14 protein-coding genes are annotated in these 17829 nt (G+C 71.8%); 6 read left to right on the plus strand and 8 right to left on the minus strand.

Translation table 11 applies throughout. The features are described from left to right. The first annotated feature begins 125 nt into the window (after nt 1-125). Complete coding sequence (locus ACZ7MG_RS36755; protein ID WP_471383832.1) at nt 126-626, plus strand: MarR family winged helix-turn-helix transcriptional regulator; 501 nt, start codon at nt 126-128, stop codon at nt 624-626. 41 nt (nt 627-667) lie between these two features. On the opposite strand, the gene ACZ7MG_RS36760 is transcribed toward ACZ7MG_RS36755, so the two are convergent. Beyond that, nucleotides 668-1693 carry a LacI family DNA-binding transcriptional regulator gene (locus ACZ7MG_RS36760; RefSeq protein WP_471383829.1) on the minus strand — a complete coding sequence of 342 codons (1026 nt, stop codon included), beginning with the start codon at nt 1691-1693 and terminating at the stop codon, nt 668-670. 111 nt (nt 1694-1804) lie between these two features. Here ACZ7MG_RS36760 and ACZ7MG_RS36765 point away from each other — a divergent pair, with 111 nt between their 5' ends. After that, on the plus strand, nt 1805-2956 hold the full coding sequence (locus tag ACZ7MG_RS36765) for a Gfo/Idh/MocA family protein (RefSeq protein ID WP_471383826.1): 1152 nt from the start codon (nt 1805-1807) through the stop codon (nt 2954-2956). Between the two features lie 28 nt (nt 2957-2984). Here ACZ7MG_RS36765 and ACZ7MG_RS36770 read toward each other — a convergent pair whose 3' ends face one another. Then, nucleotides 2985-3755, minus strand: a complete 771-nt coding sequence (locus ACZ7MG_RS36770; protein WP_471383823.1) for a GntR family transcriptional regulator — start codon at nt 3753-3755, stop codon at nt 2985-2987. 87 nt (nt 3756-3842) lie between these two features. Then, nucleotides 3843-5720 carry a 3D-(3,5/4)-trihydroxycyclohexane-1,2-dione acylhydrolase (decyclizing) gene (gene iolD, locus ACZ7MG_RS36775; RefSeq protein WP_471383820.1) on the minus strand — a complete coding sequence of 626 codons (1878 nt, stop codon included), beginning with the start codon at nt 5718-5720 and terminating at the stop codon, nt 3843-3845. 642 nt (nt 5721-6362) lie between these two features. Here iolD and ACZ7MG_RS36780 point away from each other — a divergent pair. From ACZ7MG_RS36780 to ACZ7MG_RS36790, 3 genes are read left to right on the plus strand one after another with little or no spacing between them, the layout of a single operon-like run. Further along, a complete protein-coding gene (locus ACZ7MG_RS36780; protein WP_471383818.1) occupies nt 6363-7382 on the plus strand; it encodes a sugar ABC transporter substrate-binding protein in 1020 nt (339 codons plus the stop codon). A gap of 7 nt (nt 7383-7389) precedes the next feature. Next, nucleotides 7390-8466, plus strand: coding sequence for an ABC transporter permease (locus tag ACZ7MG_RS36785; RefSeq protein WP_471383816.1), 1077 nt, complete (start codon nt 7390-7392; stop codon nt 8464-8466). A gap of 7 nt (nt 8467-8473) precedes the next feature. Continuing rightward, nucleotides 8474-9370 (plus strand): ATP-binding cassette domain-containing protein, encoded by an 897-nt coding sequence (locus ACZ7MG_RS36790; protein ID WP_471383813.1) that lies wholly within the window; start codon nt 8474-8476, stop codon nt 9368-9370. A gap of 118 nt (nt 9371-9488) precedes the next feature. On the opposite strand, the gene ACZ7MG_RS36795 is transcribed toward ACZ7MG_RS36790, so the two are convergent. After that, on the minus strand, nt 9489-11222 hold the full coding sequence (locus ACZ7MG_RS36795) for an acyltransferase (protein ID WP_471383811.1): 1734 nt from the start codon (nt 11220-11222) through the stop codon (nt 9489-9491). Nucleotides 11223-11439: 217 nt separating this feature from the next. Here ACZ7MG_RS36795 and ACZ7MG_RS36800 point away from each other — a divergent pair, with 217 nt between their 5' ends. Continuing rightward, nucleotides 11440-12927 (plus strand): hypothetical protein, encoded by a 1488-nt coding sequence (locus ACZ7MG_RS36800; RefSeq protein ID WP_471383808.1) that lies wholly within the window; start codon nt 11440-11442, stop codon nt 12925-12927. A 12-nt stretch (nt 12928-12939) separates the two neighbouring features. Here the strand turns inward: ACZ7MG_RS36800 and ACZ7MG_RS36805 are convergent, their stop codons facing one another. From ACZ7MG_RS36805 to ACZ7MG_RS36820, 4 genes are all read right to left on the minus strand, one after another. Beyond that, complete coding sequence (locus ACZ7MG_RS36805; protein WP_471383805.1) at nt 12940-14637, minus strand: serine/threonine-protein kinase; 1698 nt, start codon at nt 14635-14637, stop codon at nt 12940-12942. Nucleotides 14638-14749: 112 nt separating this feature from the next. After that, nucleotides 14750-15682 (minus strand): VOC family protein, encoded by a 933-nt coding sequence (locus ACZ7MG_RS36810; RefSeq protein WP_471383802.1) that lies wholly within the window; start codon nt 15680-15682, stop codon nt 14750-14752. Between the two features lie 8 nt (nt 15683-15690). After that, complete coding sequence (locus ACZ7MG_RS36815) at nt 15691-16689, minus strand: amidohydrolase family protein (protein ID WP_471383799.1); 999 nt, start codon at nt 16687-16689, stop codon at nt 15691-15693. Further along, nucleotides 16686-17816 carry an FAD-dependent oxidoreductase gene (locus tag ACZ7MG_RS36820; RefSeq protein ID WP_471383796.1) on the minus strand — a complete coding sequence of 377 codons (1131 nt, stop codon included), beginning with the start codon at nt 17814-17816 and terminating at the stop codon, nt 16686-16688. The genes ACZ7MG_RS36815 and ACZ7MG_RS36820 overlap by 4 nt, the downstream gene beginning before the upstream one ends. Nucleotides 17817-17829 lie beyond the last annotated feature (13 nt).

Below are 17829 nucleotides of genomic sequence, written 5' to 3' on the forward strand. Positions count from 1 at the left end.
CAGGCTCTTCCGGTGTGTGAGTTGAATGTTCAAGGGAAGTCAGGAGGTCAACGTAGGGGCGCTCGACTTGAAGCGTCAAGCCATCCGGCGGTCGGTCGGTTGAAGCTGCACGTAGAGTGGGCGCCATGGAGACACCGCAGCAGCCGTGTTGGCTGACCGACGAGGAGATGGAGACCTGGCACGCGCTGGCGGGTGTGATGGTCAGACTGCCGAGCGCGCTGGACGCGCAGCTGCAGCGGGACTCGGGTCTCAGCCACGTCGAGTACCTGGTGATGGCGATGCTGTCCCAGACCGAGGAACGCACCCTGCGGATGAGCGACCTCGCCGGGTACTCCGGTTCGTCGCTGTCCCGGCTGTCCCACCTCGTGAAGCGGCTGGAGAAGAGCGAGTGGGTGCGCCGCGAGCCCGACCCCTCCGACGGCCGCTACACCCTGGCCGTGCTCACCGACGCCGGCCACGCCAAGATCGTCGCGAGCGCCCCGGGCCACGCCGACGCCGTACGGCGGTTGGTGTTCGACGCGCTCAGCAAGACCCAGCAGCGGCAGTTGCGGGAGATCGGCCGGCGGATCTGGCAGAGCGTCGCGCCGGACGACCACTGCCTGCCCCCGGCGAACTGCAAGAGCTGAGAGAGGAACGGAAGGGCCGGCCCCGGGGCCCGGCCGTCCACTCAGCCGTCGCCCGGCCGGCCGGTCGTGCCCCGGACCTCCAGCGTCGGTGTGGTCAGGACGACCTTGCCGGGGCGGCCCGGGTCGGCGATGCGGTCCAGGAGGCACTGCGCGGCGGTGCGGCCGACGTCGTGGCTGGCGTTGTCCACCGTGGTGAGCCAGAGGTGGCGCAGCCGGGAGACATAGGTGTTGTCGTAGCCGACGAGGGACAGGTCGCGCGGCACCTTCAGCCCCAGTTCCTCGGCGGCGGAGAGGGCACCCACACAGGCCATGTCGTTGAACGCCACGATCGCGGTGGGGCGTTCGGAGGCGGGGGCGCCGAGCAGCCGGACCGTGGCGCGATAGCCGCCCTCCTCCGTGAGATCGCCCCGCTCGACGGCCGCCGACCCGCCCAGCCCGTGCTCGCGCATCACCGACTCGAAGCTGCGGCGACGCAGCGCCCCGACCACCCCGTCCCCGGCGATGTGCGCGATCCGCCGGTGCCCGAGGCCGATCAGATGCTCGGTGGCGAGCCGGGCGCCCAGCTGGTCGTCGCCCGCGACCACGTCCACCCGGGGGAGCGTGGGCTCCCGGGCGCCCGCGACCACCGTCGGGATGAGCCCCGCCGCCGTACGCAGCGCCTCGGACGGCGGGAGCGTGCCGACCGCGATCAGGCCGTCCACCCGCAGCTCGGTGAAGGTGCGGGTGAGGTCCTCGCCGAGCCGCCGGTTGAGATGGCCGTCGGCCAGCAGCATGCGCAGACCGTTGTCGTGCAGCCGGGAGTTGAGGCCGTCCAGCAGCTCCACGAACCAGGGGTTGCGCATGTCGTGGAGGAGGACGCCGACCGTGCGGGTGCGGCGCTCGCTCAGGCTGCGCGCGGCGGCGTTCGGCCGGTAGCCCAGCTCGTCCACGGCGGCCAGCACCGCCCGCCGCTTCTCCTCGCGCACCTGCTCCGAGCCGCGCAGCACCAGCGAGACCAGTGACTTGGACACACCGGCCCGCTCGGCGACATCGCGGATCGTCGGGGACGCGGGTCCGGGTGGTCTCATGGCCTGGACCGTTCCACAGCGGGGTGCCCGTGTCAAAGGGCTTGACAGTGCCGGAGCATGCCCCCAGTGTGAGCGGCGTACGGATTTGGAACGGTCCAAAGAAGGGCAGTCATGGTGAGTGGGCTCGGTGTCGCCGTCGTGGGGTTCGGGTGGATGGGACGGGTGCACACCCAGGCGTACGCGCGGGTGACCCACCACTTCCCGCGGCTGGCCCTACGGCCCGAGCTGGTCACCGTCGTCGAGGAGGTGCCGGGACGCGCCGAGGAGGCGGCCCGGCAGTTCGGGTTCGCCACCACCGCCCGGGACTGGCGCGAGGTGGTCGCCGACCCGCGGATCCAGGCGGTCAGCATCACCGCGCCGAACTTCCTGCACCGGGAGATCGGCGTCGCCATGGCCGAGGCCGGCAAGCACCTCTGGATCGAGAAGCCGGTCGGGCTCACCGCCGCCGACGCCCGCGCCGTCGCCGACGCGGTCACCAAGGCCGGCGTCCAGGGCACCGTCGGCTTCAACTACCGCAACGCGCCCGCCGTCTCCGCCGCCCGTGAACTGATCGCCGCCGGGGAGATCGGCACCGTCACCCATGTCCGCATCCGGCTCTTCAGTGACTACGCCGCCCACCCCGAGGGTGCTCTGACCTGGCGGTACGAGCGGGAGCGCGGCGGCAGCGGTGTCCTCGGCGACCTCGCCTCGCACGGCGTGGACCTCGCCCGTTTCCTGCTCGGCGACATCGCCTCCCTCACCGCCGACACCGCGATCTTCGTCCCCGAGCGGGCCCGCCCCACCGGCGCCACCGCCGGCCACACCCGCGCCTCCGGCGGCGAGTTGGGCCCCGTCGAGAACGAGGACTACGTCAACTGCCTGCTCCGCTTCGCCTCCGGTGCCCGGGGCGTCCTGGAGGCCTGCCGGGTCTCCGTCGGCGAGCAGAACAACTACGGCTTCGAGATCCACGGCACCGAGGGCGCCCTCTTCTGGGACTTCCGCCGTATGGGCGAACTGGGTGTCAGCAAGGGCGACGCCTACCAGGACCAGTCCGTCCACACCCTCTACGTCGGCCCCGGCCACGGCACCTACGCCGCGTTCCAGCCGGGCTCCGCCAACGCCATGGGCTACGACGACCTCAAGGTGATCGAGGCGTACAACTTCCTGACCTCCATCGCCGAGGGCACCCCGCACGGCACCACCCTGGCCGACGCCGTGCACAGCGCCACCGCGCTGGACGCGATGAGCCGCTCGGCGGAGACCGGGGCGTGGGTGAACCTCTGAGGGCCGTTCAACAGCCCCTGGGCGAACGTCAGTTGCGGACGAGCAGCTGGAAGTCGAAGGAGTAGCGCGAGGCCCGGTAGACATGGGTGCCGTACTCGACCGCGCGCCCGGTGTCGTCGTACGCCGTGCGCTGCATCGTGAGGAGTGCGGCGCCCTCCGGCTCACCGAGGCGCTCGGCCTCCTCGGGGGCGGCGATCCGGGCGCCGACGCTCTGGTGGGCGCTGTGCAGGGTGATGCCGGCGTTGCGCATCATCCGGTACAGGCCCGTCGCCTCCAGGCGCTCGGTGTCGAGGTCCAGCAGTCCGGCGGGGACGAAGTTGGACAGGAACGCCACCGGCTGGCCGTGGGTGAGGCGCAGCCGTTCGAAGAGGTGCACCTCGGCGCCCTCGGCGATGCCCAGGGCCGCCGCGACCTCGGCGGAGGCCTGGCGGATCTCGCTCAACAGCACCTGGGTCGTGGGCTGCTGCCCGGCCGCCTCCAGGTCGTCGTAGAGACTGCTCAGCTCCAGCGGCCGTTTGACCTGGCTGTGCACCACCTGCGTGCCGACGCCCCGGCGGCGGACGAGCAGGCCCTTGTCGACGAGCGACTGGATGGCCTGCCGTACGGTCGGCCGGGACAGGCCGAGACGGCCGGCCAGCTCGATCTCGTTGCCCAGGAGGCTGCCCGGGCCGAGCGCGCCGTGCTCGATCGCCGACTCCAGCTGCCGGGCCAGCTGGTAGTACAGCGGCACCGGGCTGCTCCGGTCGACACTGAGGTCGAGACTCCCTGTACTCCCCGTAGTCGCGCTGGTCACGCCCATGAGGGTATCCGTCCGTCCGGATGACAGGAACCCCTGTCATCGCATTGTCCTTACATGATCGTTCGTGACCAAGGGCCCTCGGCCGCGTCAGAGGTGGCGGCGCTGGTTGACCACCTCGCGGTCGTACGTCGCGCGCGCCTCCACGGCCGCCGGGCGGGAGGCGGTCGCGGCGACCGGGACGTCCCACCAGGCCTCCGCCGGGGGAGCGGTGGGCGCCGGGTCCGTCTCGACATACACACAGGTGGGCCGGTCCGAGGCACGGGCCGTCGCCAGCGCCTCCCGCAGCTCCTTCACGGTTTCGGCGCGCAGGACGTCCATGCCGAGGCTGGCCGCGTTGGCGGCGAGGTCCACCGGGAGCGGGGCGCCGGAGAAGGTGCCGTCGGCGGCGCGGTAGCGGTAGGCGGTGCCGAAGCGCTCGCCGCCGACCGACTCCGAGAGGCCGCCGATGGAGGCGTAGCCGTGGTTCTGGATGAGGACCAGGTTGACCGGCAGGCCCTCCTGGACGGCCGTCACGATCTCCGTCGGCATCATCAGATACGTGCCGTCCCCGACCAGCGACCACACGGCCGTGCCCGGCGCCGCCTGCTGGACACCGATCCCGGCGGGGATCTCGTAGCCCATGCAGGAGTAGCCGTACTCCAGGTGGTACTGGCGGGGGCTCCGGGCCCGCCACAGCTTGTGCAGGTCGCCGGGGAGCGAACCGGCCGCGTTGATCACCACGTCCGTGTCGCCGACGACCGCGTCCAGGGCGCCGAGCACCTGCGTCTGGGTGGGCACGGCGTGCTCGTCGGCGGCGGTGAAGGCGGCCTCGACGACCCCCTCCCAACGCTCCTTCCCGGCGCGGTACTCCGCCTCGTACGCCTCGTCCACCCGGTGGCCGGCGAGCGCGTCCGTGAGCGCTTCGAGCCCCGCCCGCGCGTCGCAGACCAGCGTGCGGGCGGCCAGCTTGTGGGCGTCGAAGGCGGCGATGTTGAGGTTGACGAACCGGACGTCCGGGCGCTGGAAGAGGGTGTTCGAGGCGGTGGTGAAGTCGGTGTAGCGGGTGCCGACGCCGATGATCAGGTCGGCGGTGCGGGCGATGTCGTCGCAGACCGCGGTGCCGGTGTGGCCGATGCCGCCGAGGTCGGCCGGGTGGTCGTGGCGCAGCGACCCCTTGCCCGCCTGCGTGGACGCGACCGGCAGGCCCGTCGCGTCCACCAGCGCCTTCAGCGCCGCCTCGGCCTCGCTGTGGTGGACACCGCCGCCCGCGACGACGAGGGGACGCCGGGCGGCACGGACGGCCCGTACGGCCTCGGCCAGCTCGACCGGGTCGGGGAGGGGACGCCGTACGGTCCACACGCGGTCGGCGAAGAACTCCTCCGGCCAGTCGTACGCCTCCGCCTGGACGTCCTGCGGCAGGGCCAGGGTGACGGCGCCGGTGTCCACGGGGTCGGCCAGCACCCGCATGGCGTTCAGGGCGGCCGGGATCAGCGCCTCCGGGCGGGTGATCCGGTCGAAGTAGCGGGAGACGGGGCGCAGGGTGTCGTTGACCGAGACATCGGCCTCGGTGGGGTGCTCCAGCTGCTGGAGCAGCGGGTCGGCGGTGCGGGTCGCGAAGTAGTCGCCGGGGAGGAGCAGTACGGGGAGGCGGTTGATGGTGGCCAGGGCGGCGCCGGTGACCAGGTTGGTGGCACCGGGGCCGATGGAGGTGGTGACGGCCTGCGCCGAGAGCCGGTTCAGCTGGCGGGCGTAGCCGACGGCCGCGTGCACCATGGACTGCTCGTTGCGGCCCTGGTGGAACGGCATCGTCTCCTCGCCGGCCTCAAGGAGCGCCTGGCCGATGCCCGCCACGTTCCCGTGGCCGAAGATGCCCCACGTCCCGGCGATCAGCCGGTGGCGCACGCCGTCGCGCTCGGTGTACTGCGCGGACAGGAACCGCACCAGCGCCTGAGCGACGGTCAGACGGCGGGTGGGGGACTGGGGCATCGGGGCCTCGCTTTGTCGAACGGGGTGGGGTGGAGGGTGGGGGTGCGTTGTCGGGTGCGGGTCCGGTGGGGCTTCTCGCGCAGTTCCCCGCGCCCCTAAAGGACACAGGCCCCTGCGGGCCTGAAAAGCCACAGGCCCGTGCGGGCTCGAAAGCATGCGGGCCTGAAAGCACGGGGCGCAGCCCCGGCTTTTCAGGGGCGCGGGGAACTGCGCGAGAAGCCCCACCGGGCCGGCAGCCGACATCGCACCCCACCTGGCGGCCACCGGTTTGCAACGGATAGAGATCGATTCCGATACGGCCCAACGGGCATGCGCGTCGCTCCTCGGGTGGGGGATGCGGGCCACCGGAGCCTCGCGGCGCGCGGGGATGCGCGCACTCGGGTCCGGATGTATCCCAGGTGTAGGACCCGAAGCGACCCTCTGTCAAGAGTTTGTACGGACATCCTGACCACCTCGTGAAATGATGTCTTAACAAAGTCTTGACAGAGGGGTCTGTCAGGGGTTTGTATCCCGTCCCAACGAAACAGCGCAGTCGGCCTACCGGCACAATGATCCGGACTTTCGTAGTCCGGGCCCGCGCGGGCACTCCGCCCGACGCTGTCCCGTTCCCTTTCCCCGTCGCACAGTGAGGTGCTTGGAAAGATGGACCGCATGCTTCACTCCCGCTCGCGCAGAGTGGCCCCCTTCTTCGCCATGGCGGCCGCGTCCGCGCTGCTGATAGCCGGCTGCTCCAGCGATTCGGGTGGCAAGGAGGCCGAGGAGGGCGGGTCGAACGCCTCCGCGGGCAAGGCCGACACCCCGCAGATGACCGTCGCGATGGTGACCCACGCCGGTCAGGGCGACACCTTCTGGGACATCGTCCGCAAGGGCGCCGAGACGGCCGCCGCGAAGGACAACGTCAAGCTCGTCTACTCGAACGACCCGAACGCGGCCAACCAGGCCAACCTCGTCCAGAACGCGATCGACCAGAAGGTCGACGGCATCGCGGTCACGCTCGCCAAGCCGGACGCGATGAAGGACGTCATCGCCAAGGCGGAGAAGGCCGGCATCCCCGTCGTGGGTCTCAACTCCGGTATGGACGTGTGGCAGGAGTACGGGCTGCTCTCCTTCTTCGGCCAGGACGAGCAGGTCTCGGGCGAGGCCTTCGGCAAGAAGCTCAACGAGACCGGCGCGAAGCACGCGGTCTGTGTCATCCACGAGCAGGGCAACGTCTCCCTGGAGGCGCGCTGCGCCGGTGTGAAGAAGACCTTCGAGGGTGACACCGAGAACCTCTACGTCAACGGCACGGACATGCCGTCGGTGAAGTCGACCATCACGGCCAAGCTGAAGCAGGACACCTCCATCGACGAGGTCGTCACCCTCGGCGCCCCGATCGCCCTCACCTCCGTGCAGTCCGTGGACGACGCGGGCAGCAAGGCGAAGGTCGCGACCTTCGACCTCAACAAGGAGCTGACGGACGCCATCAAGGCCGGTGACATCGAGTTCGCCGTGGACCAGCAGCCGTACCTCCAGGGCTACCTGGCCGTGGACTCGATGTGGCTCTACAAGAACAACGGCAACTACAGCGGCGGTGGCGAGCAGCCGGTGCTGACCGGTCCCGCGTTCGTGGACAAGGACAACGTCGAGCAGATCGCCTCGTTCGCCGCGAAGGGCACCCGGTGATCCGATCATGACCCATGCAACGGCACCGGCGACGGGTTCCTCCTCGTCGCCGGCTCCGCCGGCCGCCCAGAAGGACGGCCGGACCGCGCAACGCTCCCTGGGCCGACGGCTGTTGGCCCGCCCCGAGGTCGGCGCGCTCATCGCCGCGATCGGTGTCTACGTCTTCTTCTTCGCCGTCGCCCCCTCCTTCCGTGAGGCCGGCTCCCTGGCGACCGTGCTCTACCAGGCCTCCGTCATGGGCATCATGGCGCTGCCGGTGGCGCTGCTGATGATCGGCGGGGAGTTCGACCTGTCCGCCGGTGTCGCGGTCACCACCTCCGCCCTGACGGCGGCGATCCTCAGCTTCCAGCTGACGGTGAACGTGTGGACCGGCGTGATCGTCGCCCTGATCGTGTCGCTGGCGGTGGGCGCGTTCAACGGCTGGCTGCTGATCAAGACCGGTCTGCCGAGCTTCCTGGTCACCCTCGGCTCGTTCCTGATCCTCCAGGGCTCCAACCTCGCCGTCACGAAGATCTTCACCGAGAACGTGGCGTCGGACTCGATCGCCGACATGGACGGCTTCGACCAGGCGAAGAGCGTCTTCGCGTCGGAGGTGTCGATCGGCGGCGTCGACTTCAAGGTCACGATCTTCTACTGGCTGGTGTTCGCGGCGATCGCGACCTGGCTGCTGCTGCGCACGAAGTTCGGCAACTGGATCTTCGCGGTCGGCGGCAACAAGGACTCCGCCCGCGCGGTCGGTGTGCCGGTGAACTTCACCAAGGTCGCGCTGTTCATGGGCGTCGGGCTCGGGGCCTGGTTCGTGGGCATGCACCTGCTGTTCTCGTTCAACACGGTGCAGTCCAACGAGGGCGTCGGCAACGAGTTCCTGTACATCATCGCCGCGGTGATCGGCGGCTGTCTGCTGACCGGAGGCTACGGCTCCGCGATCGGCCCGGTCATCGGCGCCTTCATCTTCGGCATGGTCAACCAGGGCATCGTCTACGCCAACTGGAACCCCGACTGGTTCAAGGCCTTCCTCGGCGTGATGCTCCTGATCGCCGCCCTCGTCAACCTGTGGGTCCGCGCCCAGGCCACCCGGAGGTGACCCACCCATGACCACCAGCAACACCACCACCCCCGAAGCGGCATCCACCGACCAGGCGCCCGTGGTCGAACTGCGTGACGCGGGCAAGGCGTACGGCAACATCCGCGCCCTGCACGGCGTCAACCTCACCGTCCACCCCGGCCGCGTCACCTGCGTCCTCGGCGACAACGGTGCCGGCAAGTCCACCCTCATCAAGATCATCTCGGGGCTGCACCAGCACACCGAGGGCGAGTTCCTCGTCGACGGCAAGCCGGTGCGCTTCTCGACCCCGCGTGAGGCCCTGGACGCCGGGATCGCCACCGTCTACCAGGACCTGGCGACCGTCCCGCTGATGCCGGTGTGGCGCAACTTCTTCCTCGGCTCCGAGATGACGAAGGGCCCCTGGCCCGTCCGCCGTCTCGACATCGAGAAGATGAAGAAGACCGCGGACGAGGAACTGCGGAACATGGGCATCGTCCTCGACGACCTCGACCAGCCCATCGGCACGCTGTCGGGTGGCCAGCGCCAGTGCGTGGCCATCGCCCGCGCGGTGTACTTCGGCGCCCGCGTCCTCATCCTCGACGAGCCCACGGCCGCCCTCGGCGTCAAGCAGTCCGGTGTGGTCCTGAAGTACATCGCCGCCGCCCGCGACAAGGGGCTCGGCGTCATCTTCATCACCCACAACCCCCACCACGCCTACATGGTCGGCGACCACTTCAGCGTCCTGCGCCTGGGCACCATGGAACTGAGCGCCGCCCGCGACCAGGTCACCCTCGAAGAGCTGACCAACCACATGGCAGGCGGCACCGAACTCGCCGCGCTCAAGCACGAGTTGGCCCAGGTTCGGGGTGTCGACGTCGAGGAACTCCCGGAAGCGGAAGACCTCACCGCACCCGTGGCCTCCTCGAAGGACGGGGCCGCGTAACGCCTCGGGCGGCCGCTCCCCGGGAGCGGCCACGCGGACGAGAACGGCCGGGTCGTCAGGACGACCGCGGCCGTTCGTCTTGTCGGTACGACGTGTGTGGGTACGGCTTGTGGTTACGTCAGCCCGGCATCGGGTTCGGCTCAGGGCGATGCACCCCGCGCGGGCGGTACCCGAGGCTGTCGGACCGGCCCAGCAGGTCCGCCAGCAGCCAGATGATGGCGAGCCACATCTCCGTTCCCTGGAGCCCCGGTTCCGGTCCCGGCCCCGTGGCGCCCGGTCCGAAGGCGAAGCCCCGGCCGTCGTGCCACCGTTCCAGGGCGGCGCTCAACTGGCCCTCGGCCCAGGACCGGATCTCGGCCGAGCGGTAGCCGTCGCCGCCCAAGCCGCCCAAGCCGCCCATGCCGCCCATGCCGCCCAACTGCCGGGTGCAGAGCCACAACGGGTGGGCGACGTCCAGGACGTTGCAGGCGTTCTCGCGGCCCGCGCCGAAGTACCGGGGGTCGCGGCCGTGGTCCAGGACCGCGTCCACGACCCGCTCCGGGTGCGGGACGGGCAGCCCGAACTGGGCGAAGGAGCCACGGGTGAGCCGGTAGTAGCCGTTCACCACCTGGAGGCGGCCGGCGGTGGGCGAGGGGATGCCCCACATGCCGGTCCACGGGTCGGCCCGGGTCAGGAGCCAGCCGAAGAGGGCTTCGAGAGTGCCCGGGGTGGTGGGGTCGGCGGGGGCGGTGGGGTGCCGGAGGTTCCCATGGGCGGCGGTGGCCCAGGAGTCGATCCAGGCGCCCGCGCTCCACGCACCGTCCCGCCAGGGCAACCGCTCCAGCCGGGCCATGAGTTGATCGACCGTCATGTCCCGTACACCGGAGACAGGTTGGCGGAAGGACGCCCCCAGGAGGTCCAGCGCGTAGCCCACCGACAGGACGTGGTACAGCGCCGGGCCCTCGCCCGTGAAGCCGTCGGCGTCCATGGGCGGCAGCCGCTCGCCGAGTTCGGGCACCAGGCCGGTCTCCCGGTCCTGGAGGGAGGCCAGACGCTCGATGTGTTCGGTCGCGTCCAGTTGCCCGGGCGCGGACGACAGCAGCAGATCGGCGATCTCCACGGCGTCGCAGTGCGCCCGGACCGTGGGGGCCGCGCCTGGGCGGTCGGTGTAGTGGGCGCCGTTCCAGGAGCGGGCGAGGATGCCGGCGGCCTGGGCGCGGGCGGTGTCGGCGAACCGGGTCAGGGGGTCACGGGCACCGCCACGGCCCCCGGTGCGCACGCTTGGCTTCCGCTCCCCACTCCCCGTCTCCCGCCGGTCCCGGATCCGCCGCGCCGGGTTCCCCGCCGCCACCGTCCACGCCGGAACGTCCTTCGTCACCACCGCCCCCGCGCCGATCACGCAGTGGTCGCCGATCGTGACGCCGTCGACGACGACCACATGGGAGCCGATCCAGACGTCGTCGCCGACGGTGATGCCCCGGCTGGTCTGGGGCTGGCGGAAGACCGGCAGGTCGGGGGCGGTGGAGTGGTTGAAGCCGAGGAGGGAGGTGTGGGCGCCGATACGTACGCCGGTGCCCAGCGAGACCGTGCCGCGTACGACGGTGAAGGGATTCAGGGTGCAGTCCGTGCCGGTGGTGAGGGTGCCGGTGACATAGGCGTGGGCGGCGATGTACGAGTCGTCGCCGAGCCGGAGCACATCGGGGTGGACCGCCGCGGACCCGGCCACATAGCACCGTGCGCCCACCTCACTCTCCCCGTCGAGCGCCCCCTGCCGTTCCTCCTGCGCGACCCGCTGCTCCGACGTCGCCTCCGCCTCGAACAGCCACGGACAGTGATCGAAACGGCTCGGCAACGGCTCCTGTCGATGATCCATGACACGCACGCTAGGCAGGCCGCGGGCCTGCGCGGAAGAGGGCCGTCACGCGAGGGGAGCGGGAGCCGGACGGGCTGGGCCGGGCCGGGCGGGCTGGGCCGGGCGAGTGAGGGTGAGCCCTCGTGCGGTGCGTCGCGTCTGCCGCGTCGAGCCAATATCTCATCCTTTTGTCTCTTTGGAGGCTTATCGGCATTGCGCCGAAGATGGGTTCACGCATATGGGTTCGAACATCGCTCCGGTCGTCACCCCCGTCACCGTTCCGGGGGCGCCCTCGTCGGTGCTCGGCCCGGTTGCCGGGGTGGCGGCGGCCTTCACTCTGGCGCAGCTCCTGCTCGTACCACCGGGGATGGGGCTCGGCTGGGACGAGGCGGTGTATGTCAGTCAGGTGAGCCCGTATGCGCCGTCGGCGTTCTTCAGTGCGCCGCGTGCGCGGGGCGTGCCGCTGCTGGTGGCGCCGGTCGCCGTGTGGTCGTCGTCGACCGTGGTGCTGCGGGTGTATCTGGCGGTGCTGGCGGGCGTGGGGCTGTACCTGGCGCTGCGCGCCTGGCGGGGCCTGTTCCCGGAGCGGGTGACGGCGGTCGCGGGAGCGTTGTTCGCGTCCCTGTGGGTGACCCTCTTCTACGGCCCGCAGGCCATGCCCAACTACTGGGTCGCGATCGGCGCGCTCGGCTGCGTGGGCTGCTTCCTGCGGGTGCGGAACGACCCCGGGGACCGGGCGGCGCTGTGGGGCGCGGGCGCCGGCACCGCGCTGATGGCCTGGATGCGGCCCACCGACACCGTCTGGGTGACGCTCCCGCTGTTCGTGCTGCTGGTCGGCGTACGGCGATGGCGGCGGCCCCGGCTCCTCGGCGCGATGGCGGTCGGGCTCGGCACCGGAGCGGGGGCCTGGGTCGTCGAGGCGTACGACCGGTACGGCGGCCCGGCGCGGCGGCTGGCGGACGCGTCGCGGGTGCAGGGCGGACTGGGCTGGAACATCGCCGTCGACGACCAGTTGCGCAGTCTGGTGGGGCGCACGCTGTGCCGGCCGTGCACCGGGGACATGCCCCATCCGGCGATCCTCGCGTGGTGGTTCGCGCTGCCGGTCCTGGCCGCGCTCGGGCTGGCCGTCGCCGTCCGGGCCGGGCGGGCGACGCCCACGGTGGTCGCGCTGGTCTGCGCCGCCACGGCCGCCGTGCCGTATCTGTTCCTGATCGGGTACGCCGCCCCGCGCTTCCTGCTGCCCGCGTACGCCCTGCTCGCGATCCCCGTCGCCGACGCGCTGCTGAGCCTCGTCAGGGGGCCCGGCGGCGCCTGGCGGCCGGTCGTGGGGGCGGTGGTGGTGCTCGGGGTCGTGGGGCATCTGGCGGTGCAGTACGCGGTGCTGGCGCGCACCGTCGAGCGCACCACCGCGTTCCACCGCGACTGGGACCGTGCCGCCGCCGAACTGCGCCGCCTCGGCGTACGGCCGCCCTGTCTGCTCACCGGCGACTACGCCATCCCCATCGCCTACTACGCGGGCTGCGCCTCCGCCCACACCCGCGGCAACAACGCCAACACCACCACGGACGGCATCCTGCGCACCGCCGAACGGATGCCCGTGGCCGCCCTCGTCGCACCCGGCGGCGGCCCGCCCGGGTTCGCCCGGTCCTGGCCCGTCCACCGGGTCGCCGGGTTCCGGCTGCATGTGGCGCCCCTGGGGGGAACGGGCGCTCCCGGGTCCCGGTGACCGGGGGAGGGATCAGGAGACGTCGGTGACGAAGCCGTCCCTGACCTTGTCGAAGACCGGGCGATAGGTGTCCCAGTCGAGGTCCGGGGCCGACAGATAGATGTCGTACTCCCGTTCGCCCTCGCGGCCGTATCCGAGGTCGATCGCGCGGAAGGCGCGGGCGCGGCCCTGGAACGTGAACTCCCAGACGGCCGCCGGCTGCCCCCGGAACGTGGTCTTCTGCATCCGCAGCCGCCGGTACGACGGGTAGTTGACCTTGGTGTTGGCCTCGATGTCCTCGAAGTGGGTCATGGGGTGCGAGCCGGCGGGGTCCACGATGCCGATGGTGAGTTCGGCCAGCTTCGTCTCGTCGGTGTAGGTGATCGACTCGGCGGTCCGCTTGCCCTCCGTCCAGCCGTCCGGGACGGGGAAGGCGACGCCGAGGGTCTCGTCCGTGACCAGGTGGAAGCCGTCCGGGACGGGGGAGGGGGAGTAGGACGGGCTCGCCGTGGCGCCGCCGCCCGGTGCGGCGCCGCCGCCCGGTGCGGCGGCGCCGCTGTCGGGCTTCGCCGTCACGTACAGCGCGGCCCCGACGGCCAGAGCGGCCACGGTCACCGCGACGGTCATCGGTACGAGGATCCGGCGCTTCCTCCGGCCCCGGGGGGAGCGCCCGCTGCCCTCGGGCCCTTCCGCGTCGACCGGTATCGCTGCTGCTCCGGGGCCCGCGCCGCCTGTGTCCCGGCCGTAGTCGTACGAGCCGGTGTGCCCCCCGACTCCGCCGCCCCCGCCGACTCCGCCGATCCCGTCGGTCCGGCTCCCGGCGGCCGGGCGCGGCTGGGCGATCGTCGGCTGGCCGGAGACGACGGCGCGGAGGGCGCGTTCCGTCTCCTCGGCCGTGGGGCGGTCGGCGGGGTCCTTGGCGAGGAGGGCCTCGATGAGGGGTTCCAGGGCGCCGCCCCGCTTCAGCGGCTCGAAGGGGTCCACGGCGATGGCGTACGCGGCCTCCATCGCGGTGAGGCGGCGGAACGGCGGGCGGCCCTCCACGGCCTGGTAGAGGGTCGCGCCCAGGGCCCACAGGTCCGAGGCGGGGCCCGGCTTCTGGCCGCGGATCCGCTCCGGGGCCATGTAGTGGATGGAGCCGACCATCTCACCGGTCTTGGTGAGCGTCGACGCGTCCGCCGTCATCGCGATGCCGAAGTCGGTGAGGACCACCCGGCCCTCGGCGCCGAGCAGCACGTTGCCGGGCTTGACGTCGCGGTGCAGGACGCCGGCGGCGTGCGCGGCGCGCAGCGCGGCGACCATGCCCAGACCGATCCGGGCCGCCTCCTCGGGCGGAAGCGTCCGGTCGTCGGTGAGGAGGTCGGCGAGCGTGGGCGCCGGGACGTACTCCATGACGATGCAGGGCCGACCGTCACCGGTGCCGACGCCGCCCTGGACCCCGTACGCGGCGCCGTGCGCGGAGCCGTCCACGCGGTCGTCCACGACGTCGTGGACGACGATCACGTTCGGGTGCGCGATACGGGCCGCGCTCCGCGCCTCGCGGCGCGTGCGCTCGTACAGGGTGACCAGGTCGTCGGGGGACAGATGCGGCTGGACGTGCAGCCGCTTCACCGCGACCTGGCGGTCGAGGACCTCGTCCCCGGCCCGCCACACCGTGCCCATGCCGCCACGGCCTATCTGCTCCGTGAGCCGGTAACGCCCGGCGACGAGCCGCCCTACGTCCGACACCACGTGCCCTCCGCCAGCCCCGCATACGTTCGATTCGCTCCGTCACCATAACCGGCCCGGGGTAAGCGCCCGGCAGGAGGACCGGTCCGAGGATGGGGGAGGGGTATCGGTGGCCTCACACCGGTGGGGCGACGAACACCCCCCGGTCCACGTCGTTGAAGGACTCCTTGGCGATGAGTTCGTTCATCGGGTTGGCGGTGCCCCACTGGTCGGTGACCTCGGGCCGGGAGAAGTCGTAGACGTGCGGATGCCAGGTGTCCTCGTCCAGCACCTCCAGCTCGGTGGTGTATTCGACGGTGTTGCCCTGCGGGTCGAGGAAGTAGGTGAAGGTGTTGTCGCCCGCCATGTGCCGGCCGGGGCCCCAGATCTTCCGGTGGCCGGCCCGGATCACCCGGCCGGAGCCGCGCATGTACTCGTCGAGGCCGCGCATCTCGAAGGAGATGTGGTGCAGGGCGGTGTGCGGGCCCTGGGCGATGGCCATGGAGTGGTGCTGGTTGCTGATCCGCATGAAGTGCATGACCTCGCCCATGTGCGGCGAGCTGAGCGTGTCGGAGTGGCGGAAGCCGAGATGGCGCTCGTACCACTCCCGGGTCCGGTTCAGATCGGGGGAGTTGAGGACGACGTGCGACAGCTTGACCGGGATCGACTCCTTCTCCTCGATCCTGCGGTGCCGCCGCACCTCGACCTCGGCGGACACCTCGATGGTCCGCCCGTCGACGTCGAAGAACCGGAAGCCGTAACCGCCGCCGGGGGTGTCCACCTTGCCCGGCCGCGAGATCAACTCCACGCCCCCCGCGAGGAGTCGCTCGGCCAGCGTGTCGACGTCCCCGGGGTTCGCGGCACCGTACGACACGAGGTCGAGCCGCTTCTCGTCGGCCTCGCGCAGGCGTACGACGTACTGCTCCGGGCTGCCCTCGGCGGCCAGGAAGGCGATACCGGAGTCCTCGGCGACCTTGGTCAGGCCCCAGACGCCGGCGTAGAAGTCGAGTTGCCTGGCGTAGTCGGGGACGGCGAGGTCGACGTGCCGTAGATGGGTGAGCAGGCGCATGGGGTCAGTCAGTCCTTCCGGAGGAGGGCGGTCGCGTTGCCGCCCCGGACGGCGTCGAAGTCGGGCTCGGGCAGCCCGGCCGCGCGCAGGGCGCCGACCGGGTCCTCGGTGCCCATGTCGAAGGGGAAGTCGGAGCCCAGCAGCACCCGGTCCGCACCGGCGACCCGGATCAACTCCCGCAGCACATGGGGGTCGTGGACCAGGGAGTCGAAGTGGATGCGGCGGAGGTAGCTGCTGGGCGGGTGGGCGCAGCCCGCGCCCGCGTCGGCGCGGGCCCGCCAGGCGTGGTCGGAGCGGCCGATGTGGGTCGGCAGATAGCCGCCGCCGTGCGCCGCGATCAGCCGCAGCCGCGGATGGCGGTCCAGGACGCCGGAGAAGATCAGATGGGACAGGGCTACGGCGTTCTCGGTGGGCTGGCCGACGACGTTGGACAGGTACCACCGGTCGAGGCGCTCGTCGAGCGTGCAGCCGAAGGGGTGCAGGAAGAGCAGCGCGCCGGTCTCCGCCGCCCGGGCCCAGAAGGGCTCGTAGGCCGGGTCGGACAGCTCCCGGCCGGGCGCGTGCGAGGAGATCTCGACGCCCGACAGGCCCAGTTCCAGGGCGTGTTCGAGGGCGTGGACCGCCTGGTCCGGGTGCTGGAGGGGGACCAGGCCGAGGCCGCGCAGCCGGTCGGGGGCCCGGTCACGGTGCGCGGCCGTCGCCTCGTTCGCCAGCCGGTACACCTTCTCGGCCGTCTCCTCGTCCGCCCAGTAGTGGTAGTGCGAGGGCGACGGGCTGACCAGCTGCACATCCACGCCCTGCGCGTCCATCGCGGCCAGCCGTACGGAGACGTCGGTGGCCCTCGGCAGCAGGGCGCGGACCATGGGGCCGCTGACGGCGAGGGAGGCCGGACCGTTGCGCCGGGCCTCCAGCGCCCTGGCCTCGGCGAGTCCGGGGAGTCCGGCCACCGCCTCCTCTACCTCGGGGATCAGGAGGTGCGCGTGGACGTCGACGGTGGGCGGGGTCATGGCAGATCCTTGAGGAACGTCATCGTGCGGCCGATCAGACCGGGTACGTCGGCGTCCCGGACACCGTCCAGCTGCCACTGCCCGAGCTGTACGGACGCCTCGACGACGGTCCGTACGCGCGGGATCCGGCGCTCGTAGTACTCCCGCAGCAGCGCGTCGTCCCACGGCCGGCCACCGCTGAGCAGTTCGGCCAGCACGGAGGCGTCCTCCAGGGACTGCGCCGCGCCCTGCGCGAGGGTCGGCGGGCAGCAGTGCGCGGCGTCGCCGACGAGCACGACCCGGCCCCGATGCCAGGAGCCCTCCACCAACAGCCGGTGGAAACAGGTGTAGTTGACCTGCTCCGGGTCGGTGATGTGCCGGGTGATCTCGGGCCAGTGGCCGCCGTACCGCCCGGCCAGGCGGCGCATCTCGTCCGCGTACGACTCCGGCGGGACGGCGTGGCGGTCGCGGCCCGCCTCGACCACGTACGCGTAGATCGTGTCCTCGCCGGTCGGACAGAAGCCCGCGATGAACGCCGGGCCGCCGAACGCCAGATCCGTGCGGACCACGCCCTCGGGACGCGGGGCCGGGGTGCGCCAGATGGCCATGCCCGTGGGCTCGGGCCGGTCGGCGATACCGATGGCGGCGCGGGTGGCGGAGTTGAGGCCGTCGGCGGCGATCACCAGGTCGTAGCGGCCGTCGGTGCCGTCACTGAACCGCACCGACACGCCCTCGTCGTCCTGCGCGAACTGCTCGGCGGTCGTGCCGAGACGTACGTCGGCGCCGGACGCGCGGACCGCGTCGATGAGGATCCGCTGCAGCCCCGGGCGGCGCATACCGAGGGTGGCGGGCAGGTCCTCGCCGCCCGTCCGGATGTCCTCGGCCACATGCAGCAGGGTGCCGTCCGGGGTGGTCACGCCCAGCGAACCGAAGGCGAACCCGGAGGCCTCGACCTGCTCCCAGACGCCGAGTTCGCGTAGCACGCGCAGGGCGTTGCCCTGGAGGGTGATGCCGGAGCCGGTGGTGGCGTTCCAGTCGGGTCTGGCCTCGATCAGGTCGACGGCGAGGCCGGCGCGGCGCAGCAGGATCGTCACCGCGCTGCCGGAGGCGCCGCCGCCGACGACCAGGACTCTGCGGGTGGTGCTCATGGGGAACTCCCTT

This window comes from Streptomyces sp. NPDC107538 (genome assembly GCF_055657445.1).